This window comes from Streptomyces sp. UG1 (assembly GCF_049974585.1).
Classification (GTDB): Bacteria; Actinomycetota; Actinomycetes; order Streptomycetales; family Streptomycetaceae; genus Streptomyces.
Genome location: NZ_JBNGGG010000019.1, coordinates 70,143 through 87,185, shown reverse-complemented (window position 1 = coordinate 87,185; position 17,043 = coordinate 70,143). Strand labels below are relative to the sequence as shown.

The following is a 17,043-nucleotide window of genomic DNA, read 5'->3' as shown; positions in this document are numbered from 1 at the left end:
AGAGCATTGACAGGAAACCTGTCTGTAAAGAGACTGCGGACCAACAGGAAACCTGTTGGTTGAAATCTTGGCGATGAGGCTGAGGAGTGGCGATGACCACCTTCGAGATCGAACCCGGCCGGCTGTTCATCGGGGGCCGGTGGCGCGAGGCCGTCGACGCATCCCGCACCGAGGTGGTCGACCCGTCCCGCGGCACGGTCCTCACCACCGTCGCGGACGCCGGTGCCGCCGACGTGGACGCGGCCGTACGCGCCGCGCGGGACGCCTTCGACGACGGCGCCTGGTCCGGGCTGAGCGGTCGCGAGCGCGGCCGGGTCCTGCACCGCGTCGCCGAGCTGATCCGGGAGAACGCCGACACCATCGCCGAGCTGGAGAGCCGTGACGTCGGCAAGCCGATCACGCTCGCCCACGCCGTCGACGTCACCAACGCCGCCAACGACTTCGAGCACTACGCCGCCCTCGCCCACGCCCTGGACGGCTCGGTCCGCGACACCCCCATGAACGCCCTCGCCTACGTACGGCGCCGTCCGCTCGGTGTGGTCGCGGCCATCACGCCGTACAACTTCCCGCTGATCCTGGCCGGCTCCAAGATCGCCCCGGCGCTCGCGGTCGGCAACACGGTGGTGCACAAGCCGGCCGAGGAGACCCCGCTCAGCGCCCTGTACATGGCCGACCTGTTCAAGCGCGCCGGTGTCCCCGACGGCGTGGTCAACGTCGTCACCGGCGGACCCGCGGCCGGCGAGGCGCTGCTGCGGCACCCCGGAGTCGACAAGGTCGCCTTCACCGGGTCCACCGCGGTCGGCCGGAAGGTCGCGGCCATCGCCGGGGAGGCGCTCAAGCCGGTCACCATGGAACTCGGCGGCAACGCGGCCCACGTCGTCTTCGAGGACGCCGACCTGGAGAAGGCCGTCGGCGCGATCATCAAGGGGTTCGTCTTCAACACCGGACAGTTCTGCATGGGCGCACCGCGGCTGCTGGTGGCGCGCCAGGTCTACAGCACGGTGCTCGGCATCCTCGCCGACGCCGTGCCCGGCGTCCCGGTCGGCGACCCGGGCAAGCCCGAGACCGTCGTCGGCCCGATGGCGGGGGAGCGGCACCTGCGCAAGGTCGAGGAGTACGTAGAACTCGCCCGCAAGGAGGGCGGTCGCATCGTCTGCGGCGGTGAGCGCCTCGACCTGGACGGCGGCTACTACTACAAGCCCACCGTGATCGCCGACCTGGCGAACGACTCCCGGGTGATCCAGGAGGAGATCTTCGGCCCGGTCCTCACCGTTCAGCCCTTCGACTCCGAGGACGAGGCCGTCGAGCTCGCCAACTCCACGCCGTACGGACTGGCTTCGGGCGTCCAGACCGGCAACCTGGCCCGCGCCCACCGCGTCGCCGACCGGCTTCAGGCCGGCATCGTCTGGGTCAACGACTGGGCGATGCTCGACCCCGCCGTACCCTTCGGCGGCGTCAAGGACTCCGGCTTCGGCCGCGAGTACGGGCCCGAGGCGCTCGACGCCTACGCCGTGACCAAGTCCGTCGTCGTCTCGCTCGACTGAGCGCACCGCCAAGGAGAATCCCGATGACCATCCCCACCCGTGCCGCCGTCGTCGAGTCCGGCGGAGCCCCGTTCACCCTCTCCGACGTCGAGCTCGACGAACCCGGACCGCACGAGGCCGTCGTCCGCATGGTCGCGACCGGCCTGTGCCACACGGACCTGGGCGTGGCGAGCGGCGGGCTGCCCTTCCCGCTCCCCGGCGTTCTCGGCCACGAGGGCGCGGGCGTCGTCGAGGCCGTCGGCCCGTCCGTGACCGGAGTCGTGCCCGGCGACCACGTCGTGCTGTCCTTCACCTCCTGCGGTGACTGCCGCAACTGCCGGGGCGGGCACCCCGCGTACTGCGCGACCTGGCTGCCGCTGAACCTCATCGGCGGCCGGCGGGCCGACGGCACCGGCACCATCAGCCGGGACGGAGAGGAACTCGGCGGTCACTTCTTCGGGCAGTCCTCCTTCGCCGAGCGGGCTCTGGTGGACGAACGCAGCCTGGTGAAGGTCGACCCGGACGTGCCGCTCGTCTCGATCGCCCCGCTGGGCTGCGGGGTGCAGACCGGGGTCGGCGCCGTCTGGAACGTGCTGAAGCCGGTCACCGGCAGCACCGTCGTCGTCCTCGGCGCCGGGGCCGTGGGCCTGTCGGCCGTCATGGCCGCCGCCCTCACCCCGGCGACCACGATCGTCGCCGTCGACCGCGTCGCCGAACGCCTGTCGCTGGCCAAGGAGTTGGGCGCCACCCACACCGTCAACGCGAGCGAGGCCGACCTCGGTGACGCGATCGCCGTGATCACCGGCGGCCAGGGCGCCGACGGCGTCGTGGAGACCACGGGCAACGTCGGCGTGCTGCGCCAGGGCGTCGACGCCCTCGCGCTGCGCGGCACCCTCGTGGTGGTGGGCGCCCCGCCGTTCGGCACCGAGGTCGCCCTGGACGTCAACGGCCTGCTCGGCGGCAAGCGGGTCGTAGGGCTCACCCTCGGCGACGCCGAGACCCAGGCCTTCATCCCGGCCCTCGTCGAGCTGGTGAAGGACGGACGGCTGCCGCTGCACCGCCTGATCAGTAGCTATCCGTTCGCGGACATCGACCAGGCGGTGCGGGACATGGGCGCTGGCAAGGCGATCAAGCCCGTGCTGACGTTCTGACTCAGTCGACCGTGAGGACCAGCTTCCCCGTGGTCCGGCCGGTGTCGCCGAGCGCATGTGCCTCGGCGGCGTCGGCCAACGGGAAGGTACCGGCGATCGTGGGGCGCAACTTCCCCGCCTCCACCAGCTCCGCGATCGCCTTCATCCCGCTGTGCGAGGCGTCCACGAGCATCCGCAGCACCCGCACACCGAGCCGCTCGGCCGCCACGTACAGCTCGTCCGAACCGCCCGGCAGGATCGAGACCACGATCCCGCCCGGGCGCAGCACGCGCAGCGAGCGTGTGGAGGTCTCGCCGCCCAGCGTGTCCAGGACGACATCGACGTCCTTCACGGCCTCGGCGAAGTCCGTCTCCCGGTAGTCGATCGCCTCGTCGACGCCGATCCCCCGCAGGAAGTCGTGCTTGCCCGCGCTCGCGGTGCCGATCACATACGCGCCCCGCGCCTTGGCGATCTGCACGGCCACGTGCCCGACGCCGCCGGCCGCCGCGTGGATCAGCACCCGCCGCCCCGGCCGGAGGTCGGCGTACTCCACCAGTGCCTGCCACGCGGTCAGCGAGACCAGCGGCAGCGCGCCCGCCTGCGTGTGGTCGATCGAGGCCGGCTTGTCCGCGAAGGCGCGGGCCGGCGCGGCGACGTACTCGGCGTGCGAGCCGTGGCCGAACGGGTACGACAGCATGCCGAAGACCTCGTCGCCGGGCCTGAAACGGGCGACGCCGATGCCCACCGACTCGACCACACCGGAGACGTCCCACCCCAGCACGAACGGCGGCTCGCCCAGGAAGCCGCCGGTGGCGCGGTGCTTCCAGTCGGTCGGGTTGACGCCCGCGGCGCGGACGCGGACCAGCACCTCGTTCGGGCGTGGCGCCGGGCGCTGCAGCTCCACTTCCTTCAGGACCTCGGGGCCGCCGAGGACGTCCTGGCTGATGACTCGCATCGTGTTCACAGTGCTCATGGTGGTTCAGCCTGCCCGGAGCCGCCGCCCAGGAAAATGGCACGATTGCCAACCTTCGATAAGATCGTGCCATGCGTGATCAGGGGCATGTGGAACGGGTCGTGGTGCTGGCCCTGGACGGCGTCTACCCCTTCGAACTGGGCATCCCCAGCCGGATCTTCGGCGCCGCCGACGGCCGGTACGAGGTGGCGACGTGCAGCGTCGACGGCCGGCCGGTGCGCAGCGACGCGGACTTCACCATCGGCGTCCAGCACGGCCCGGAGATCCTCGCCACGGCCGACACCGTGGTCGTCGCCTCCATCGCTCCGCCATACATCCCCCCGGGGCTGCCCGCCGAGGTGGCCGGCGCGCTCGCGCTGATCCGCCCGGACGCCCGCATCGTGTCGATCTGCACCGCCGCCTTCGTCCTCGCCGCGGCGGGCCTGCTGGACGGCCGCCGGGCCACCACGCACTGGCAGTCGACCGAAGCGCTGCGCCGCCGGTACCCGCAGGTCGACCTGGACCCGGACGTCCTCTTCGTCCACGACGGCCGGATCCTCACCTCGGCCGGCGCCGCCGCGGGCGTCGACGTGTGCCTGCACATCGTCCGCACCGACCACGGCAGCGAACTGGCCAACGCGGTCGCCCGGCGCTGTGTCGTGCCGCCCTTCCGGGACGGCGGCCAGGCCCAGTACATCGAGCAGCCGGTCCCGGACAGCGGAGCCGCGAGCACCGCCGGCACCCGCGCCTGGGCCCTGGAACACCTCGCCGAATCCCTCACCCTGACCGATCTGGCCGGCCACGCCCGGATGAGCCTGCGCACTTTCGCCCGCCGCTTCCACGACGAGGTCGGCCTCAGCCCCGGCCGCTGGCTGATCCAGCAGCGGGTCGCGCGGGCCCGGCATCTGCTGGAGTCCAGCGACCTGTCGGTCGACCGGATCGCCGGCCAGGTCGGCTTCGCCACGGGCACCTCCCTGCGCCAGCATCTGCAGGCCGCGATCGGGGTGTCACCGCAGGCGTACCGCCGAACGTTTCGCCGCGCTGGTCAGTAAAGGTATCTGTCGATTTTGCGCTTCCCTGGCTGACAGTGACGGAATACTCACTTCCGTCAACGCCCGAGGTTGATCCTTTTGCGTTCAAACCCGATAAGCTCCCGTCCGGCGCTGCGAGTTGACCCGGTCGTGATCGGTCATCTCGCGATGCGTACTCATGAGTGCGATCGCCCAGCACACCCCCCTTGTTCGATCGTCGCCTCGAAGGATGCAGATGGAACTCGCCACACCGCCGCCGGCGGCGCGGCCCCCTGTCGCCTGGTACAGCTGGTGGCTCATGCCACTGGCTTTAGGAGGTGGGACCGTTGCCGCCACGTTCATGAGCTCGGAGCGAATAACCGCCGCCGTCGCCGGCATCGCGGCGACCACCGCCAGCGCCGTGTGCGTACGCCTCCTGCTCCGCACCCGGGCGCAGTTGCGCCGGGCCGAGAGCGACTTCCGCGCCTCGCAGGCCGAGCACTCGCAGCAGTGGCAGCAGCACGTGGCGGGCCTGGAGCGGAAGTTCAGCGCCGACCGCGCCGCCCTGGAGGGCCGCCTCGCCGAGCAGTCCGGCGCCTATGAGGCCCAACTGGCCGAGCAGTCCCGCGCGTACGAGGAGCGCCTCGCCGAGGAGAGCGGCTCCTACGAGGAGCGCATCGCCGCGCAGGCCAAGTCCTACGAGGCCCAGCTCGCCGACCAGGCCGAGGTCTGGCAGGAGCAGCTCGCCCACCAACTGTCCGCCGTCGCCCGGCTCGCTGACGAACAGCTCCCCGACGCGCTGCGCAAACTGCGCGAGGGCGAAGCCATCGACGACGTCCTGCCCACCGTCACCCAGTGCGCCAAGGTCAGCTCCGAGCTCCAGGCCAGCCTGCGCAAGGTCCTGCGCACCTCGCTGATCGGCATCGAGGAGGAGTTCGACCGCTCCACCTCGGCCGAGCAGGCCGTGGTCGGCATCGGCAACCGTATCCACGTCCTGACCAGCAAGCTCCGCGGCCGGCTGCACGATCTCCAGGGCGAGCACGGACGGCTGCCCGCCGTCGCCCGCGGCCTGATGGAGCTCGACCAGGCGATCGGCCCGGCCGACTGTCTCGCCGCCAGCATCAGCGTCCTCGGCGGCTCGGACCGCCCCGGCCGCCAGTGGCAGGAGCCGCAGCGCCTGCTCAGCGTGGTCCGCGGCGGCATCGGCCGGATCAAGGACTTCCACCGGATCGACGTACGCCATCTGCCCGAACTCGGCGTCGACGGTGGCCTGGTGGACCATCTGACGCTGATCTTCGCCCACCTCCTCGACAACGCCGCGCGCTACTCGCCGCCCACCGAGCCGGTGCTCGTCTCCGGCAAGGAGGTCCCCAACGGCGTCGGCATCGAGATCCAGGACTCCGGCAAGGGCCTGAGCGAGGAGAAGAAGCGTGAGGCCGAGCAGGCCCTCGCGGGCACCGCGCCCGGCGCGGGTCTCGGCGGCATCTCGGAGGACGCGAACATCGGTCTGCGCGTCGTCGGCATCCTGGCCCGCCGGTACGGCATCCGCGTCACCTTCGCGGACTCGCCGTGGCTCGGCACCTCGGTGGTGGTAGTGGTCCCGCACAAGTACTTCAGCCCGCTGCCCGCGGCCGCCTCCGCCACCTCGGCGCCGGCCGCCCCGACGGCCTCGGCCGGCGCCGCCGCACCGGCCCGCGAGCCGGTCGTCGTCGAGACCGCCCCGGCCGACACCGCCGACGCCGTGGACACCACGCCCGGTGGCCTGCCCCGGCGCCGCAGCAAGCGGCACGAGGCGGCACGCCACGAGCCGGCCGAGCGCTCGGAGCAGAGCGAGGAGACGACGTCCGTCGCCGCCGTTCCGCCCGATGCCTCCTTCGCCGGCCTGGCCGCCTTCGCCACCGCGGGCCGCGAGGCCGGCGAGGACGAGGCGCCGGCCGATGGCCGCGAGTCCACCGAGCAGCACCGCACCGAAGAGAGCGACTAGTCCATGACGCAGCAGGGAACCGACGTGAGCTGGGCGCTCCGCGACCTGGTGGAGAGCATTCAGGAGATCAACTTCGCCCTCGTGGCCTCCAGTGACGGCAAGGCCATCACCGCCTACGGCGCCGAGGACCCCGATGACGTGGACCGCTTCGCCGCCGTGGTGGCCGGACTGCAGGCGCTGGCCCAGCCGGTCGCCGAGCAGTTCCCCAAGTACGCGGGGCAGCTCCGGCTGGCGATGATCGAGGTCGACGGCGGTCACCTCTTCGTCGTACGGGCCGGGGTGGAGACCTATCTCGGCGTACTCGCCCGCGAAGGCCTCGACCAGGGTCTGCTCGGCCATCAGATGAGGGACCTGGCGCGCAGGATGGGCGAGTTGCTCGGCACCACTCCGCGCCTGGAGGAGCACTCTGGATGAGTGCTCCCCGCCGGCCCACGGACCCGTCCGGTCTCGAGCGCTACTACGTCCTCACCCGGGGGCGCAGCGGACCGGGCGGTTCGGCGTCGAGTCTCGACGTGGCGACCCTCATCGTCTCCCGCACCGCCCCGGTACCGGGGATGCAGCACGAGCACGAGGAGATCCTCCGGCGCTGCCGCGATCCGCTGTCGGTGGCCGAACTCGGCGCCCACCTCGGATTGCCCTTCAACATTCTCGCGGTGCTCCTGACGGATCTGCTGGAGGCAGGCCGTGTCCAAGCCCGTGATCCCATCCCGGCGCAGGCCGCCGGGCGCGGGCCCGACCTCGCGCTCCTTGAGGAGGTACTCAGTGGACTTGAAAGGCTTTGACCAGCCGGGCGGGCCCGGTGCCGGGGGCACCCGCTCGGTGAAGGTGATGATCGCCGGCGGATTCGGCACCGGGAAGACCACCATGGTCCGCTCGGTCAGCGACATCAAGCCGCTCACCACCGAGGAGACCCTCACCCAGGCCAGTGCCGACGTCGACCACCTCATCGGCGTCGCCGACAAGACGGAGACCACCGTCAGCCTGGACTTCGGCAAGATCAGCCTCAACGACAGCCTGATGCTGTATCTGTTCGGCACTCCCGGACAGGAGCGCTTCTGGTTCCTGTGGAACGGCCTGTTCAAGGGCGCGCTCGGCGCGGTCGTGCTGGTCGACACCCGGCGCCTGGCCTCCAGTTTCCGGGCCATCGAGGAGATGGAGCGGCAGAAGGTGCCGTTCGTCGTCGCGCTGAACGTCTTCCCGGACTCCAAGGACTATCCGGTCGAGGAGATCCGCGACGCCCTCGACATCTCCGAACACATCCCGGTCGTGGCCTGCGACGCCCGCGACCGGGCCTCCAGCCGTGACGTGCTCGTCGCCCTGATACGCCACCTGAAGGACCGCTCTGCCGTCGCACTGGAGTCCCGATGAACGCCCAGCCCTTAAACGATCCCGACGCCCCGCGCGGCTGCCCGGTCGCCCACGGGGCCGATGTCACACGCCTGTTCGGGCCGGAGGCCTCGACCGACCCGTACGGCATCTACGAGCGGCTGCGCAAGGAGCACGGGTCGGTGGCGCCGGTGCTGCTCGAGGGCGACGTCCCCGCCTGGCTGGTCCTCGGCTACCGCGACAACCGGCGGGTGCTCGACAATCCCCGCCAGTTCAGCCGGGATGCGCGGATCTGGCGGGACTGGCGGGAGGGGCGTGTCTCCGAGACGTCACCGTTGATCCCGATGGTCGGCTGGCGGCCCGACTGCGTCTCCCAGGACGGCGAACCGCACCGCCGGTTGCGCGGCGCGGTCACCGACGGGCTGCTCGCGGCGTCCAGCCGCGGCGTGCGGCGCCACGCCACGTACTTCGCGAACAAACAGATCGACGCGTTCGCCGACGCCGGGCGCGCCGACCTGGTGGCCGACTACGCCGAGCACCTGCCGATGCTCGTGCTCACCCGGATCCTGGGCCTTCCCATGACGGACGGGCTGCGCCTGGTCGAGTCGTGCGCCCAGGTCTTCAAGGGCGGCGCGGGCGCCCTCGAGCACAACGAGCGGATCATGCAGATCCTCTCGGAACTCGCCGAGCGCAAGCGGGCCGAGCCGGGCTCCGACTTCGCCACGGCCCTGCTGGAGCACCCGGCCGACCTCGACCACGACGAGGTCGTCAGCCATCTGCGCCTGGTGCTGATGGCCGCGCACACCACCACCAGCAACCTGCTGGCCCGGGTCCTGCAACTGGTCCTCACCGACACTGCCCGGCTGTCCGGTCTGGTCAGCGGGCAGTTGAACATCTCCTCGGTGGTGGAGGAGGTCATGTGGGACACCCCGCCGCTGGCCGTGCTGCCGGGCCGGTTCGCGGCCGCCGACCTGGAGCTGGGAGGCCATCACATCCAGGAGGGAGAACTGCTCATCCTGGGCCTGGCCGCCGGCAACCTCGACCCGGAGGTGCGGCCCGACTCGGCCGCCGTGCAGGGCAACCAGTCGCACCTGGCGTTCAGCGCCGGACCGCACGAGTGCCCGGGGCAGAACATCGGCCAGTCCATCATCGAGATCGGCGTGGACGTCCTGCTGCACCGGCTGCCGGGCCTGCGCCTGGCCGTGCCGTCGGAGGAGCTCTCCTCGACCGCCTCCACCTGGGAGTCCCGGCTCGACAGCCTGCCGGTCGAGTTCTCCGTCTGACATCACCACCACCGCCGCCCGGCCGGACCCCGGCCGGGCAGCGCCGCGTCAGCCGTCGAGCCAGTCGCCTGCGACGTCCGTGGGCCGGTATCCCGTGGCGTTCCAGAGGAAATGCGGGTGGGCGGCGCCGAACATGTAGGCGAGCAGCGCGGTGTCTTCCCTCCCGGTCCGAGGGTCGTGCAGGGTGTGAAACTTCTCGGATCCGACTACGCCGGCGTCTTGTTGGATCTCACGAGCGCGGGCCGGGGACGCAGCGGCGTGTGATGCCTCCACGGCGGCTATATAGGTGCGGCTCAAGATCTCCCATGCGCTGTCGATGTTGCCGTGCCAGGGGCCGTGCAGTGCCTCGAAGGCGTGGAGCTCGGCGTCGAAGAGGGGCCATGTCCGGGGATATTGGGCTCGGCAGCGTGCGGACAGCTCGGCGGCCCCAGCGCTCAGCGCCGGCACGGTGGGCCGCGGGGCGATGGTGAGGGTGGTGCCGTCCGTGAGGATGCCGGAGCATGAGTTGGGCTGCAGGTCGCAGAGCGGGCATCCCTCGGCCGAGGGCAGGCCCTGGGTGATGCCGTCGAACCACAGGGCGTGGCGGCCCGTGAGTCCCATCCAGACGATGGTGGTGGTCATCAGCCAGGTGTTCCACATCGGGTCGTGCGCCTCGGGCATGCAGCCGTACTTGACTATGGCTATGGCGCAGGCGGCGTAGAGCGCCTTGGTGTGAGTGGGCATGTCGGCGAGCCAGAAGTTGCTGATCTCGCCGGTGAGGGCGTCGGCTCGTACGTCGGCCATGTCGTCGATGACGCGGCACAGCAGCAGGGAGGCGAGGTTTTCCTCCTGCCAGAGTTCGGTGTCGGGGGCGACATGCCAGAACAGGCAGTCCAGCATCTGCAGGATCGAGTAGGTGCTCTGGCTGAGGGGGTTGGTCTGGGGGAGCGTGACGCTGCCCGCGTCGTGCTGCTGGAGCCAGTACTCGTCGACGGATCGCTTGTGGGCCGCGAAGAGTCCGGAGACCAGGGCCCGTGCGCTGTTGGTGCTGAAATTCTCGGCCAGGCGGTCTTCGACGTGTTGGGTGAGGCGCGTTGTGTCGATGGTGTCGATCACGCGTTTGTATTCGTGGAAGACCAGGATGTCGTCCTCGAAGCGGTGGCGGTGGCCAAGGTCTCGTTCAAGGTCGTTCATCTGCCGGGTCCAGGACCATCCACCGGTCAGGACACTGTCGAGTTCCCGGCGGTGTGGCCAGTTCTTGACGGTGAGGGGACGACCGGCGCTCTGCCGCCAACGGTAGTCGTCCAGTGTGCGTGCGGGGGGCGTCGGCAGCCGACGGCACAGAGGGCAGGCGCAGACGGTCGTCTGCTCCTCCTCGCGCGACGGGGTGAGCGCCCGGCTCCGCCAGGCCCCTTCCAGCATCGTGCAGGTCAGTCGGCAGATCTCGACATCGGTGCCGACTTGGGGGAAGGCCGCTTCGATCACGCGCAGGCCGGCGTCGAGGTGCCTCAATCTGGCGTGGCCCTCCTCGTCGGGCGGGAGGAACGCGGGCTGCGCCAGATGGAGGGCCCCCTCCACATGCAGCGTGGTGCCGGAGCGGGGGGATCCGAGTGCGTCCAGCCGCTGCTGAGCGGCGTTCTGGCACCTTCGGTACTCCTGCGTGCTCCCATTGATGCGTTTCACGAAGAGGCGGGCCAGGGTGTTCCCCGCCTCCGTGGGGTGGGGCTGGGCACCTGGCCGCGTCGGCAGCAGGCTGTCGGCGGACGCTATCGGAACAGCACCTTCGACCTGAGATTTCACACCGGTCTCCCATCAAGCTGTGGTCGTGGCAACGGAATGGATCGACCGTGGTTGTTGGCCGGTCGTGGGGGGCTGCGTTGACGGCCGAGGAAACGGAGCGGATCGCTCATCTGCCTTTCGGCCTTCCATGAACGGCCCGCCTTGTCGAAGCTCCCTGTTACGAGACGCGCACCTGCATCGCCGTCTCAACTGTGTTGATCAGGAAGCACCCGCGGCTCACTGACGGCGGCGTCGAAGGGGAGGTGGTCCTGACGTCCTGAGACATGTGCGTCCTTTCGGGAGACGGCAGCGCAGAGTCCCCCCGCCCCTGCGTGCGGGCGGTCACCGTGACCGCCCGCGCACTCGAACTGGGCTTCGCGGCACGAAAGTTGAACCGAAAAGCGCTACCAGACTGCCCAGAGCGTAAATGATCTACGCGTGACCGGACCGTGATCTCCGTTACTGCTCATGCCTCGTGAGCTGCGTATACTCGCGCGCCCCCCACGTACGTCTGCGCGACCCGCGTGTCGGCGATCGCTCCCGCCGGCCCGTCGAACGGATCGCGGTCGAGGACGATCAGATCCGCCAGCGCCCCCACCCGCACCTCACCGGTGTCGTCGAGGTGGTTCGCATACGCCGAGCCCGCCGTGTAGGCGGTGAACGCCTCGGCGAGTCCGATCCGTTCGGCGGGCAGAAACACCGGCGTGTCGCCGCCGCCCGGTGCCACCCGGTTGACCGCCACATGGATGCCGTGCAGCGGATCGGGGCTGCTCACCGGCCAGTCGCTGCCCGCCGCGAGCCGGGCGCCGGAGCGCAGCAGCGCGCCGAACGGGTACTGCCACGCGGCCCGTTCGGGGCCCAGGAAGGGGATGGTCAGCTCGTCCATCTGCGGTTCGTGCGCGGCCCACAGCGGCTGGATGTTCGCGACGGCCCCGAGCCGGGCGAAGCGCGGCACGTCGGAAGGTTGGACGACCTGGAGATGAGCCAGGTGGGGCCGCGTGTCGCTCGGCCCGTTCACCCCCCGCGCGGCCTCGATCGCGTCCAGCGCGTCCCGTACGGCCCGGTCGCCCAGCGCGTGGAAGTGGCACTGGAACCCGAGCGCGTCCAACTCGGTCACGTACTTGGGCAGTTGCTCCGGGTCGAGGAAGCTGGTGCCCCGGTTGGCCGTGGCACAGCCGCACCGGTCGAGGTACGGCTCCAGCAGCGCCGCCGTTCCGGTCTCGGCGACACCGTCGAGCATCAGCTTGACGCTGCCCGCGCGAAACCGGCCGTGGCGGCTCTGTTTCAACGCCTCCCGCCGCTCGAGAAGTTCGGGAATCTGCTCGGCACCGCGCTCGCGGTCCCACCACAGCGCGCCGACGACACGCGCGGTGAGCGAGCCGTCCCGCGCGGCCGCCAGATACGCCTGCGACGGGTCGTCCATGCCGAGGAACTCCCCGACCAGCGCGTCCTGCCAGGCCGTGATGCCGAGCGCGTGCAGATGCCGCTGGGCGTGCAACAGAGCCGCCACCCGGTCGGCCTGCGTGGCGGGCGGGGTGAGCCGCCCCACCAACCGCATCGCCCCCTCCTGCAAGGTCCCGCTCGGCTCACCGGCAGCGTCCCGGTCGATCCGCCCGTCGGCCGGGTCGGGCGTGCCGCGCGTGATGCCGGCGAGCGCGAGGGCACGGCTGTTGACCCACGCGCCGTGATGGTCACGGTTGGGCAGATACACCGGCCGGTCGGGCACCACCGCGTCCAGCAGTTCCTTCGTCGGCGTACCGCCCGCGAAGGCCTCCATCGACCAGCCGCCGCCGGTGATCCACTCCCGCCCGGGGTGCGCGTCGGCGTACGCCCGCACCGCCGCGAGGGTCTCGTCCGCCGTCCGCGCTCCGGTCAGGTCGCACTGGGCCAGCTCCAGCCCCGCCGGCACCGGATGCACATGCGCGTCCTGGAACCCGGGCAGCAGCAGCCGCCCGGCGAGGTCCACCACCTCGGTCCGCGGCCCGGCCAGCTCGTGCACCTCCTGATGTCCTACGGCCGTGATGCGGTCGCCGGTGACGGCCACGGCGGTCGCGGTGCGGCCCTCGGGCGTGAGGACGGGGCCGCCGGTGAAGAGAAGGTCTGCGTGCATGGTCCGTTTCCTGGTCGGGGTCATCGGGAGGTGACGAGCAACTGGGGTGCGTCGGCGTCGGTGCCCGCACCCGTGTGGAAGTACGGCGACCTGCGCACCCACCTGGCCCACGCGGCGGCCACGAAGCCGGACGCGATCATCGCCAGCGGAGTGAAGAGCAGGAACCACCCGTTTTCCGCGCTGACTTCGAAGTGATCGGCGGAGGTGTAGAAGGACCAGCCGAGGTAACCGCCGAGGCCGAGCAGAGCGGCCGCGCTCAGCGTGGGCAGCACCACCGCCCGCACCCCCTGCCACAGGTCCTCGCGCAGCAGGGCACGGAACCGCACGGCGGCCGCCAGCGCCGTGAGCGCGTACGACAGGGCGACCACGACGCCCACGGCGGACACCGTCGCCATGATCATGTCGGCGAGTCGCGGGATGACCAGCGCCAGCGCCGCGACCACCGCCGCCAGCGCCCCGATCAGCACCGTGCCGGCGGCCGGAGTCCCGTACCGGGGGCTGACCTTGGACCACACCGGGCCGAGCGTACGGTCCCGGCTCATCGCGAACATCGCCCGGGCCGTCGGAATACCCCGGCCTGCAGCGAGGCGACCGCCGAGAACATCAGGGCGATCAGCGGGAGCGCCGCCCACGGCTGGGGGGCGAGCCGTTCGCCGAAGAAGGCCAGGCCCTCGGCTCCGTGGCCGACCAACTCCTCCTCGGACAGGACACGTTGGAAGGCGATGGAACCGAGCAGGAACAGCCCCAGCATGGTGAACAGGGTGGTGATCCCGGCCCGGGAGGCGTCGCGCGGGTCGCGGACCTCCTCGTTGACGCTGAACGCGGACTCGAAGCCCCAGTAGCAGAACACCGACAGCAGCAGGCCCTGGGCGAGCGCGGTCGGCGACGGGATCGCGAACGGGTCGAACCAGCTCAGGCTGAACTCGTGCGGGCCGGTGACGATGCCGTATCCGCAAAAGCCCAGCAGGACGACGTACTCGAAGACCAGCAGCCCGGCCTGCAGGCGCGCGGCGGTGCGGATGCCGGTCACGGCGGTGAGCGTGACCGCCGCCAGGACCAGGATGCCGACGGCCGTGGTCTGCGCGGTCGAACCCGGATCCAGTGCGAGGCCGCCCACCCGGTGCAGCCCGGCGTCGCCGGCGAGCTGGATCAGGGCCGAGCCGGTGACCGCCGTGGTGTAGGCCAGGAACGCCACCACGGCCACGATGTTCACCCAGCCCACCATGAAGCCGAGCCACGGGGTGAGCGAACGACCCACCCACACATAGCCGTTGCCCGCGTTCGGCTCGACCTTGTTGAGCCGGGAGTAGGCGCCCGCGATGCCCAGGACCGGCAGGAACGCCAGCAGCATGATCGCCGGCAGATGCAGGCCGACCACGCCCGCAGTGACGCCGAGGCCGATGCCGATGCTGGTGGTGGCGGCCGTGCTGGACGCGGCGATGGCGACGCCGTCCAGGACGCCGAGGGACCTGCGCAGTTCTGGCCGCGCCGGGGGATCGACTCTGCAGGGCTGCTGGTCGGACATGACCGCTCTCCGCTCGCACCGGGGGCCTGGGCGGCCCCGATGAGCGGACATGAAACCGACCGGGGGCTTAACAGGTCAACGGTGTTGTCATAAGGTGCGGGGCACCGACCCGAGGAGGCGGCCATGACCGACCGCGTCGTCCCGCCCGCCGCCCGCCGGCGCAGGCGCCCCACCAAGCAGGGCGTGGTGCTGTCCGAGGAACTGATCGTCGAGACCGCTCTGCGCCTCATCGAGGAGCATGGCGCCGACGCCCTCTCGGTACGCCGCCTCGGCCGTGCCCTCGGGGCCGATCCCAGCTCGCTGTACCGGTACTTCCGGCACACCGACGACCTGATGCTCGCCATCGCCGACGAGCTGATCGGCCGCACCCTGCGCACCTGGCGTCCCACCGGGGACTGGCGCGCCGACCTGCGTGATCTCGGCCTGCGCATGCACGCGGGCGCCCTCGCGCAGCCGCGGGCGGCGGTGCTCAGCTCGTACCGGGTGACCGGGCGGGCGTACGAGATCCAGGCCGTCGAGACGATCCTCGGAGTGCTGCGCGGGGCCGGGTTCCCGGACGCCGAGGCGGTGCGGATCTACCACGCCTTCGTCGACCAGGCCCTCGCCCACGGTGCCCTCGACTCGGCGAGTGCGGCGATGCCGAAGTCCGCGCGGGAGGCCGAGGCGGCGGTGTGGCGGTCGACGTATGCGCGGCTGCCCGCCGACACCCACCCGAACATCGCCGCCACAGCCCGCCATCTCATGGCGGACATGCCGCGCAGCTCCTACCCGGCGGCCCTGGACCTGCTGCTCGACGCGGCCGAGGCCATGTTGGCCGCAATCCGGCCCCGCGCCCAAGAATCGACCGCCACACTGGATCACCCGTCGCACCCGTCCCGCGAGGAGGCCGCCCACCGATGACCCCGCCCGCCGCACGCCCCGCCAAGCAGCGCAAACAGGACACCCTGCACCGTCTGGAGCACGACGAGGACGTGTGGGTCGCCACCGCTGACGCCGGTGGGGGAGCGCCGTATCTCGTCCCGCTGTCCTTCCTCTGGGACGGGTCGACGCTTCTGCTGGCCACGCCGGCGAGCAGCCCGACGGGCCGCAACCTGAAGGCGACCGGCACAACGCGCCTCGGCATCGGCCCGACCCGCGACGTGGTCATGATCGAGGGCACGGTCGACACGATCACCCTGGCCGAGCTGCCCGCGCAGGAGGGCGACCGCTTCGCGGCCAGGACCGGCTTCGATCCGCGTCGGCTCACCACGCCGTACCTGTACTTCCGCGTTCGCCCGACCCGGGTGCAGGCCTGGCGCGAGGCTGATGAACTGGGCGGGCGGGAGCTGATGCGGGACGGGAAGTGGCTGGTGGCGGACTGAACGTGACCGAGCGGGACACCCGTGGGGGTGCGGGGCGCGGGACAGGGCGGTCCCGCGCCCCGGACCCTGCGGAGGAACCATGCCACTGGTGAAAGCGGGCTTCGTGGTGCTCGACTGCGCCGAACCCGAGAAGCTCGCGGTGTTCTACACGGAACTGCTGGAAGGCGAGCGAACGGACGTCACCGCCAACCGCGTCGAGATCAGGGGCGCCGACGGGACCCGGCTCGCGTTCCGCCGCGACATGAACGCGACCCCGCCGAGCTGGCCGCGCCCCGAGAACTCCCTCCAGGCGCACCTGGACTTCGCGGTCGAGGACCTGGACGCGGCGGAGCGCAAAATCGTCGGCCTGGGCGGCCGCCCCGTCGAGGCGAAGGAAGCACCGGGCCCCTACGAAGTACGCGGCTACGCCGACCCGTCCGGCCACTCCTTCACCCTGCGCCGCACGGCCGCGGCGGCCCCGAAGCAGGGGTGAGGCCACGGGGCGGTACGACGGAACCCAGGCCGCGCGAGGAGGACGCCCGACGCCCTGGACCGGGACCGCGGCCGGGGCGAGCCCTGTTGGGGTGAGTACCGGACGCGTAGGGACGAGCGCTGGGCCGGCCGGGTGCTGGTCGTGCCGGGAGCAGCGCTGAACCCGCCCGGGCGTGCGCCGTCGAAGCCGAAGCGGAGGCCGTCGGTCAGCACGCCGGAGGCCTTGGGACGAGCACCGGGCGGGTCACAGTGTGTGCCGGACCTGGCGGGTCGGTGGCGTGGAGGGGTGTGGTCAGTCGCGGCCGCCCTTGTCGGCGACCGGCCACACGCCCGTCGAGCGCTCGATCGCCTTCGCGCCTGTGCGGTCCGCCAGGCTGCGGGCCATCGCGAACAGGGCGCCCTGGACCGCCGCCGCCAGCAGGATCTCGCCCCAGCCGCGGTCCCGGTCGAGGGCGTCGGGGGCGTCCTCCTCGTGCCGTATCGCCATCCAGGTCTTGCGGAAGGCGAGCCCCGCCAGCGCCCCGCTCGCCCAGCCCAGCGCGAACCCCAACGGCTTGTAGGCAAGGGGGAGTTTCGGCTTCTTCTGCTTCTTCCTGGCCATGTGTGCCTG

Annotated in this window: 15 protein-coding genes and 1 pseudogene; 11 read left to right on the top strand and 5 right to left on the bottom strand. The window is 71.4% G+C overall.

All coding sequences use genetic code 11. From position 1 onward, the window contains the following. Positions 1–92: 92 nt before the first annotated feature. Together ACP4J3_RS22000 and ACP4J3_RS21995 are read left to right on the top strand one after the other, a co-directional pair. The gene (locus tag ACP4J3_RS22000; protein ID WP_426536976.1) at positions 93–1,544 is read left to right on the top strand and encodes an aldehyde dehydrogenase family protein; all 1,452 of its coding nucleotides are present in this window, start codon (positions 93–95) and stop codon (positions 1,542–1,544) included. Positions 1,545–1,567: 23 nt separating this feature from the next. Continuing rightward, positions 1,568–2,674: an NAD(P)-dependent alcohol dehydrogenase gene (locus ACP4J3_RS21995; protein ID WP_426536974.1), complete on the top strand. Its 1,107-nt coding sequence runs from the start codon at positions 1,568–1,570 to the stop codon at positions 2,672–2,674. Position 2,675: 1 nt separating this feature from the next. Here ACP4J3_RS21995 and ACP4J3_RS21990 read toward each other — a convergent pair whose 3' ends face one another. Then, the gene (locus ACP4J3_RS21990) at positions 2,676–3,626 is read right to left on the bottom strand and encodes an NADP-dependent oxidoreductase (RefSeq protein WP_426536972.1); all 951 of its coding nucleotides are present in this window, start codon (positions 3,624–3,626) and stop codon (positions 2,676–2,678) included. A gap of 71 nt (positions 3,627–3,697) precedes the next feature. Between ACP4J3_RS21990 and ACP4J3_RS21985 the strand changes: the two genes are divergently transcribed. The 6 genes from ACP4J3_RS21985 (at position 3,698) to ACP4J3_RS21960 (ending at position 9,208) form a co-directional block, all read left to right on the top strand. Beyond that, positions 3,698–4,657, top strand: coding sequence for a GlxA family transcriptional regulator (locus tag ACP4J3_RS21985; protein ID WP_426536970.1), 960 nt, complete (start codon positions 3,698–3,700; stop codon positions 4,655–4,657). 214 nt (positions 4,658–4,871) lie between these two features. Continuing rightward, positions 4,872–6,599, top strand: a complete 1,728-nt coding sequence (locus tag ACP4J3_RS21980; protein WP_426537148.1) for an ATP-binding protein — start codon at positions 4,872–4,874, stop codon at positions 6,597–6,599. 3 nt (positions 6,600–6,602) lie between these two features. Further along, entirely contained in the window at positions 6,603–7,013 is a 411-nt protein-coding gene (locus ACP4J3_RS21975; RefSeq protein ID WP_190070208.1) for a roadblock/LC7 domain-containing protein, read from the top strand. After that, positions 7,010–7,381: a DUF742 domain-containing protein gene (locus tag ACP4J3_RS21970; RefSeq protein WP_426536967.1), complete on the top strand. Its 372-nt coding sequence runs from the start codon at positions 7,010–7,012 to the stop codon at positions 7,379–7,381. The genes ACP4J3_RS21975 and ACP4J3_RS21970 overlap by 4 nt, the downstream gene beginning before the upstream one ends. Then, positions 7,362–7,967 carry a GTP-binding protein gene (locus ACP4J3_RS21965; protein ID WP_426536965.1) on the top strand — a complete coding sequence of 202 codons (606 nt, stop codon included), beginning with the start codon at positions 7,362–7,364 and terminating at the stop codon, positions 7,965–7,967. The genes ACP4J3_RS21970 and ACP4J3_RS21965 overlap by 20 nt, the downstream gene beginning before the upstream one ends. Continuing rightward, entirely contained in the window at positions 7,964–9,208 is a 1,245-nt protein-coding gene (locus tag ACP4J3_RS21960) for a cytochrome P450 (RefSeq protein WP_426536963.1), read from the top strand. Before ACP4J3_RS21965 ends, ACP4J3_RS21960 begins: the two co-directional genes overlap by 4 nt. Before the next feature lie 48 nt (positions 9,209–9,256). On the opposite strand, the gene ACP4J3_RS21955 is transcribed toward ACP4J3_RS21960, so the two are convergent. The 3 genes and pseudogenes from ACP4J3_RS21955 to ACP4J3_RS21945 all read right to left on the bottom strand — a co-directional run bounded on the left by ACP4J3_RS21955 (position 9,257) and on the right by ACP4J3_RS21945 (position 14,601). After that, positions 9,257–10,870, bottom strand: a complete 1,614-nt coding sequence (locus ACP4J3_RS21955; RefSeq protein ID WP_426536961.1) for a hypothetical protein — start codon at positions 10,868–10,870, stop codon at positions 9,257–9,259. Between the two features lie 562 nt (positions 10,871–11,432). Next, complete coding sequence (locus tag ACP4J3_RS21950; RefSeq protein ID WP_426536959.1) at positions 11,433–13,076, bottom strand: amidohydrolase; 1,644 nt, start codon at positions 13,074–13,076, stop codon at positions 11,433–11,435. 20 nt (positions 13,077–13,096) lie between these two features. Beyond that, positions 13,097–14,601: pseudogene (locus tag ACP4J3_RS21945) on the bottom strand (APC family permease). Between the two features lie 123 nt (positions 14,602–14,724). Between ACP4J3_RS21945 and ACP4J3_RS21940 the strand changes: the two are divergent. The 3 genes from ACP4J3_RS21940 to ACP4J3_RS21930 all read left to right on the top strand — a co-directional run bounded on the left by ACP4J3_RS21940 (position 14,725) and on the right by ACP4J3_RS21930 (position 16,434). Continuing rightward, positions 14,725–15,501: a helix-turn-helix domain-containing protein gene (locus ACP4J3_RS21940; RefSeq protein WP_426536957.1), complete on the top strand. Its 777-nt coding sequence runs from the start codon at positions 14,725–14,727 to the stop codon at positions 15,499–15,501. Beyond that, positions 15,498–15,962, top strand: coding sequence for a pyridoxamine 5'-phosphate oxidase family protein (locus ACP4J3_RS21935; RefSeq protein WP_426536955.1), 465 nt, complete (start codon positions 15,498–15,500; stop codon positions 15,960–15,962). The genes ACP4J3_RS21940 and ACP4J3_RS21935 overlap by 4 nt, the downstream gene beginning before the upstream one ends. 79 nt (positions 15,963–16,041) lie before the next feature. Continuing rightward, the gene (locus ACP4J3_RS21930; RefSeq protein WP_426536953.1) at positions 16,042–16,434 is read left to right on the top strand and encodes a VOC family protein; all 393 of its coding nucleotides are present in this window, start codon (positions 16,042–16,044) and stop codon (positions 16,432–16,434) included. A 291-nt stretch (positions 16,435–16,725) separates the two neighbouring features. On the opposite strand, the gene ACP4J3_RS21925 is transcribed toward ACP4J3_RS21930, so the two are convergent. Next, on the bottom strand, positions 16,726–17,034 hold the full coding sequence (locus ACP4J3_RS21925) for a DUF4235 domain-containing protein (protein ID WP_426536951.1): 309 nt from the start codon (positions 17,032–17,034) through the stop codon (positions 16,726–16,728). Positions 17,035–17,043: the final 9 nt, after the last annotated feature.

Bases quoted from the DNA above. Each gene is read 5' to 3' on its own strand.
- ACP4J3_RS22000 (WP_426536976.1), top strand. From the start codon at position 93: ATGACCACCTTCGAGATCGAACCCGGCCGGCTGTTCATCGGGGGCCGG.
- ACP4J3_RS21975 (WP_190070208.1), top strand. From the start codon at position 6,603: ATGACGCAGCAGGGAACCGACGTGAGCTGGGCGCTCCGCGACCTGGTG.
- ACP4J3_RS21940 (WP_426536957.1), top strand. From the start codon at position 14,725: ATGACCGACCGCGTCGTCCCGCCCGCCGCCCGCCGGCGCAGGCGCCCC.
- ACP4J3_RS21990 (WP_426536972.1), bottom strand. From the start codon at position 3,626: ATGAGCACTGTGAACACGATGCGAGTCATCAGCCAGGACGTCCTCGGC.
- ACP4J3_RS21950 (WP_426536959.1), bottom strand. From the start codon at position 13,076: ATGCACGCAGACCTTCTCTTCACCGGCGGCCCCGTCCTCACGCCCGAG.
- ACP4J3_RS21930 (WP_426536953.1), top strand. From the start codon at position 16,042: ATGCCACTGGTGAAAGCGGGCTTCGTGGTGCTCGACTGCGCCGAACCC.
- ACP4J3_RS21980 (WP_426537148.1), top strand. From the start codon at position 4,872: ATGGAACTCGCCACACCGCCGCCGGCGGCGCGGCCCCCTGTCGCCTGG.
- ACP4J3_RS21970 (WP_426536967.1), top strand. From the start codon at position 7,010: ATGAGTGCTCCCCGCCGGCCCACGGACCCGTCCGGTCTCGAGCGCTAC.
- ACP4J3_RS21995 (WP_426536974.1), top strand. From the start codon at position 1,568: ATGACCATCCCCACCCGTGCCGCCGTCGTCGAGTCCGGCGGAGCCCCG.
- ACP4J3_RS21960 (WP_426536963.1), top strand. From the start codon at position 7,964: ATGAACGCCCAGCCCTTAAACGATCCCGACGCCCCGCGCGGCTGCCCG.
- ACP4J3_RS21935 (WP_426536955.1), top strand. From the start codon at position 15,498: ATGACCCCGCCCGCCGCACGCCCCGCCAAGCAGCGCAAACAGGACACC.
- ACP4J3_RS21925 (WP_426536951.1), bottom strand. From the start codon at position 17,034: ATGGCCAGGAAGAAGCAGAAGAAGCCGAAACTCCCCCTTGCCTACAAG.
- ACP4J3_RS21985 (WP_426536970.1), top strand. From the start codon at position 3,698: ATGCGTGATCAGGGGCATGTGGAACGGGTCGTGGTGCTGGCCCTGGAC.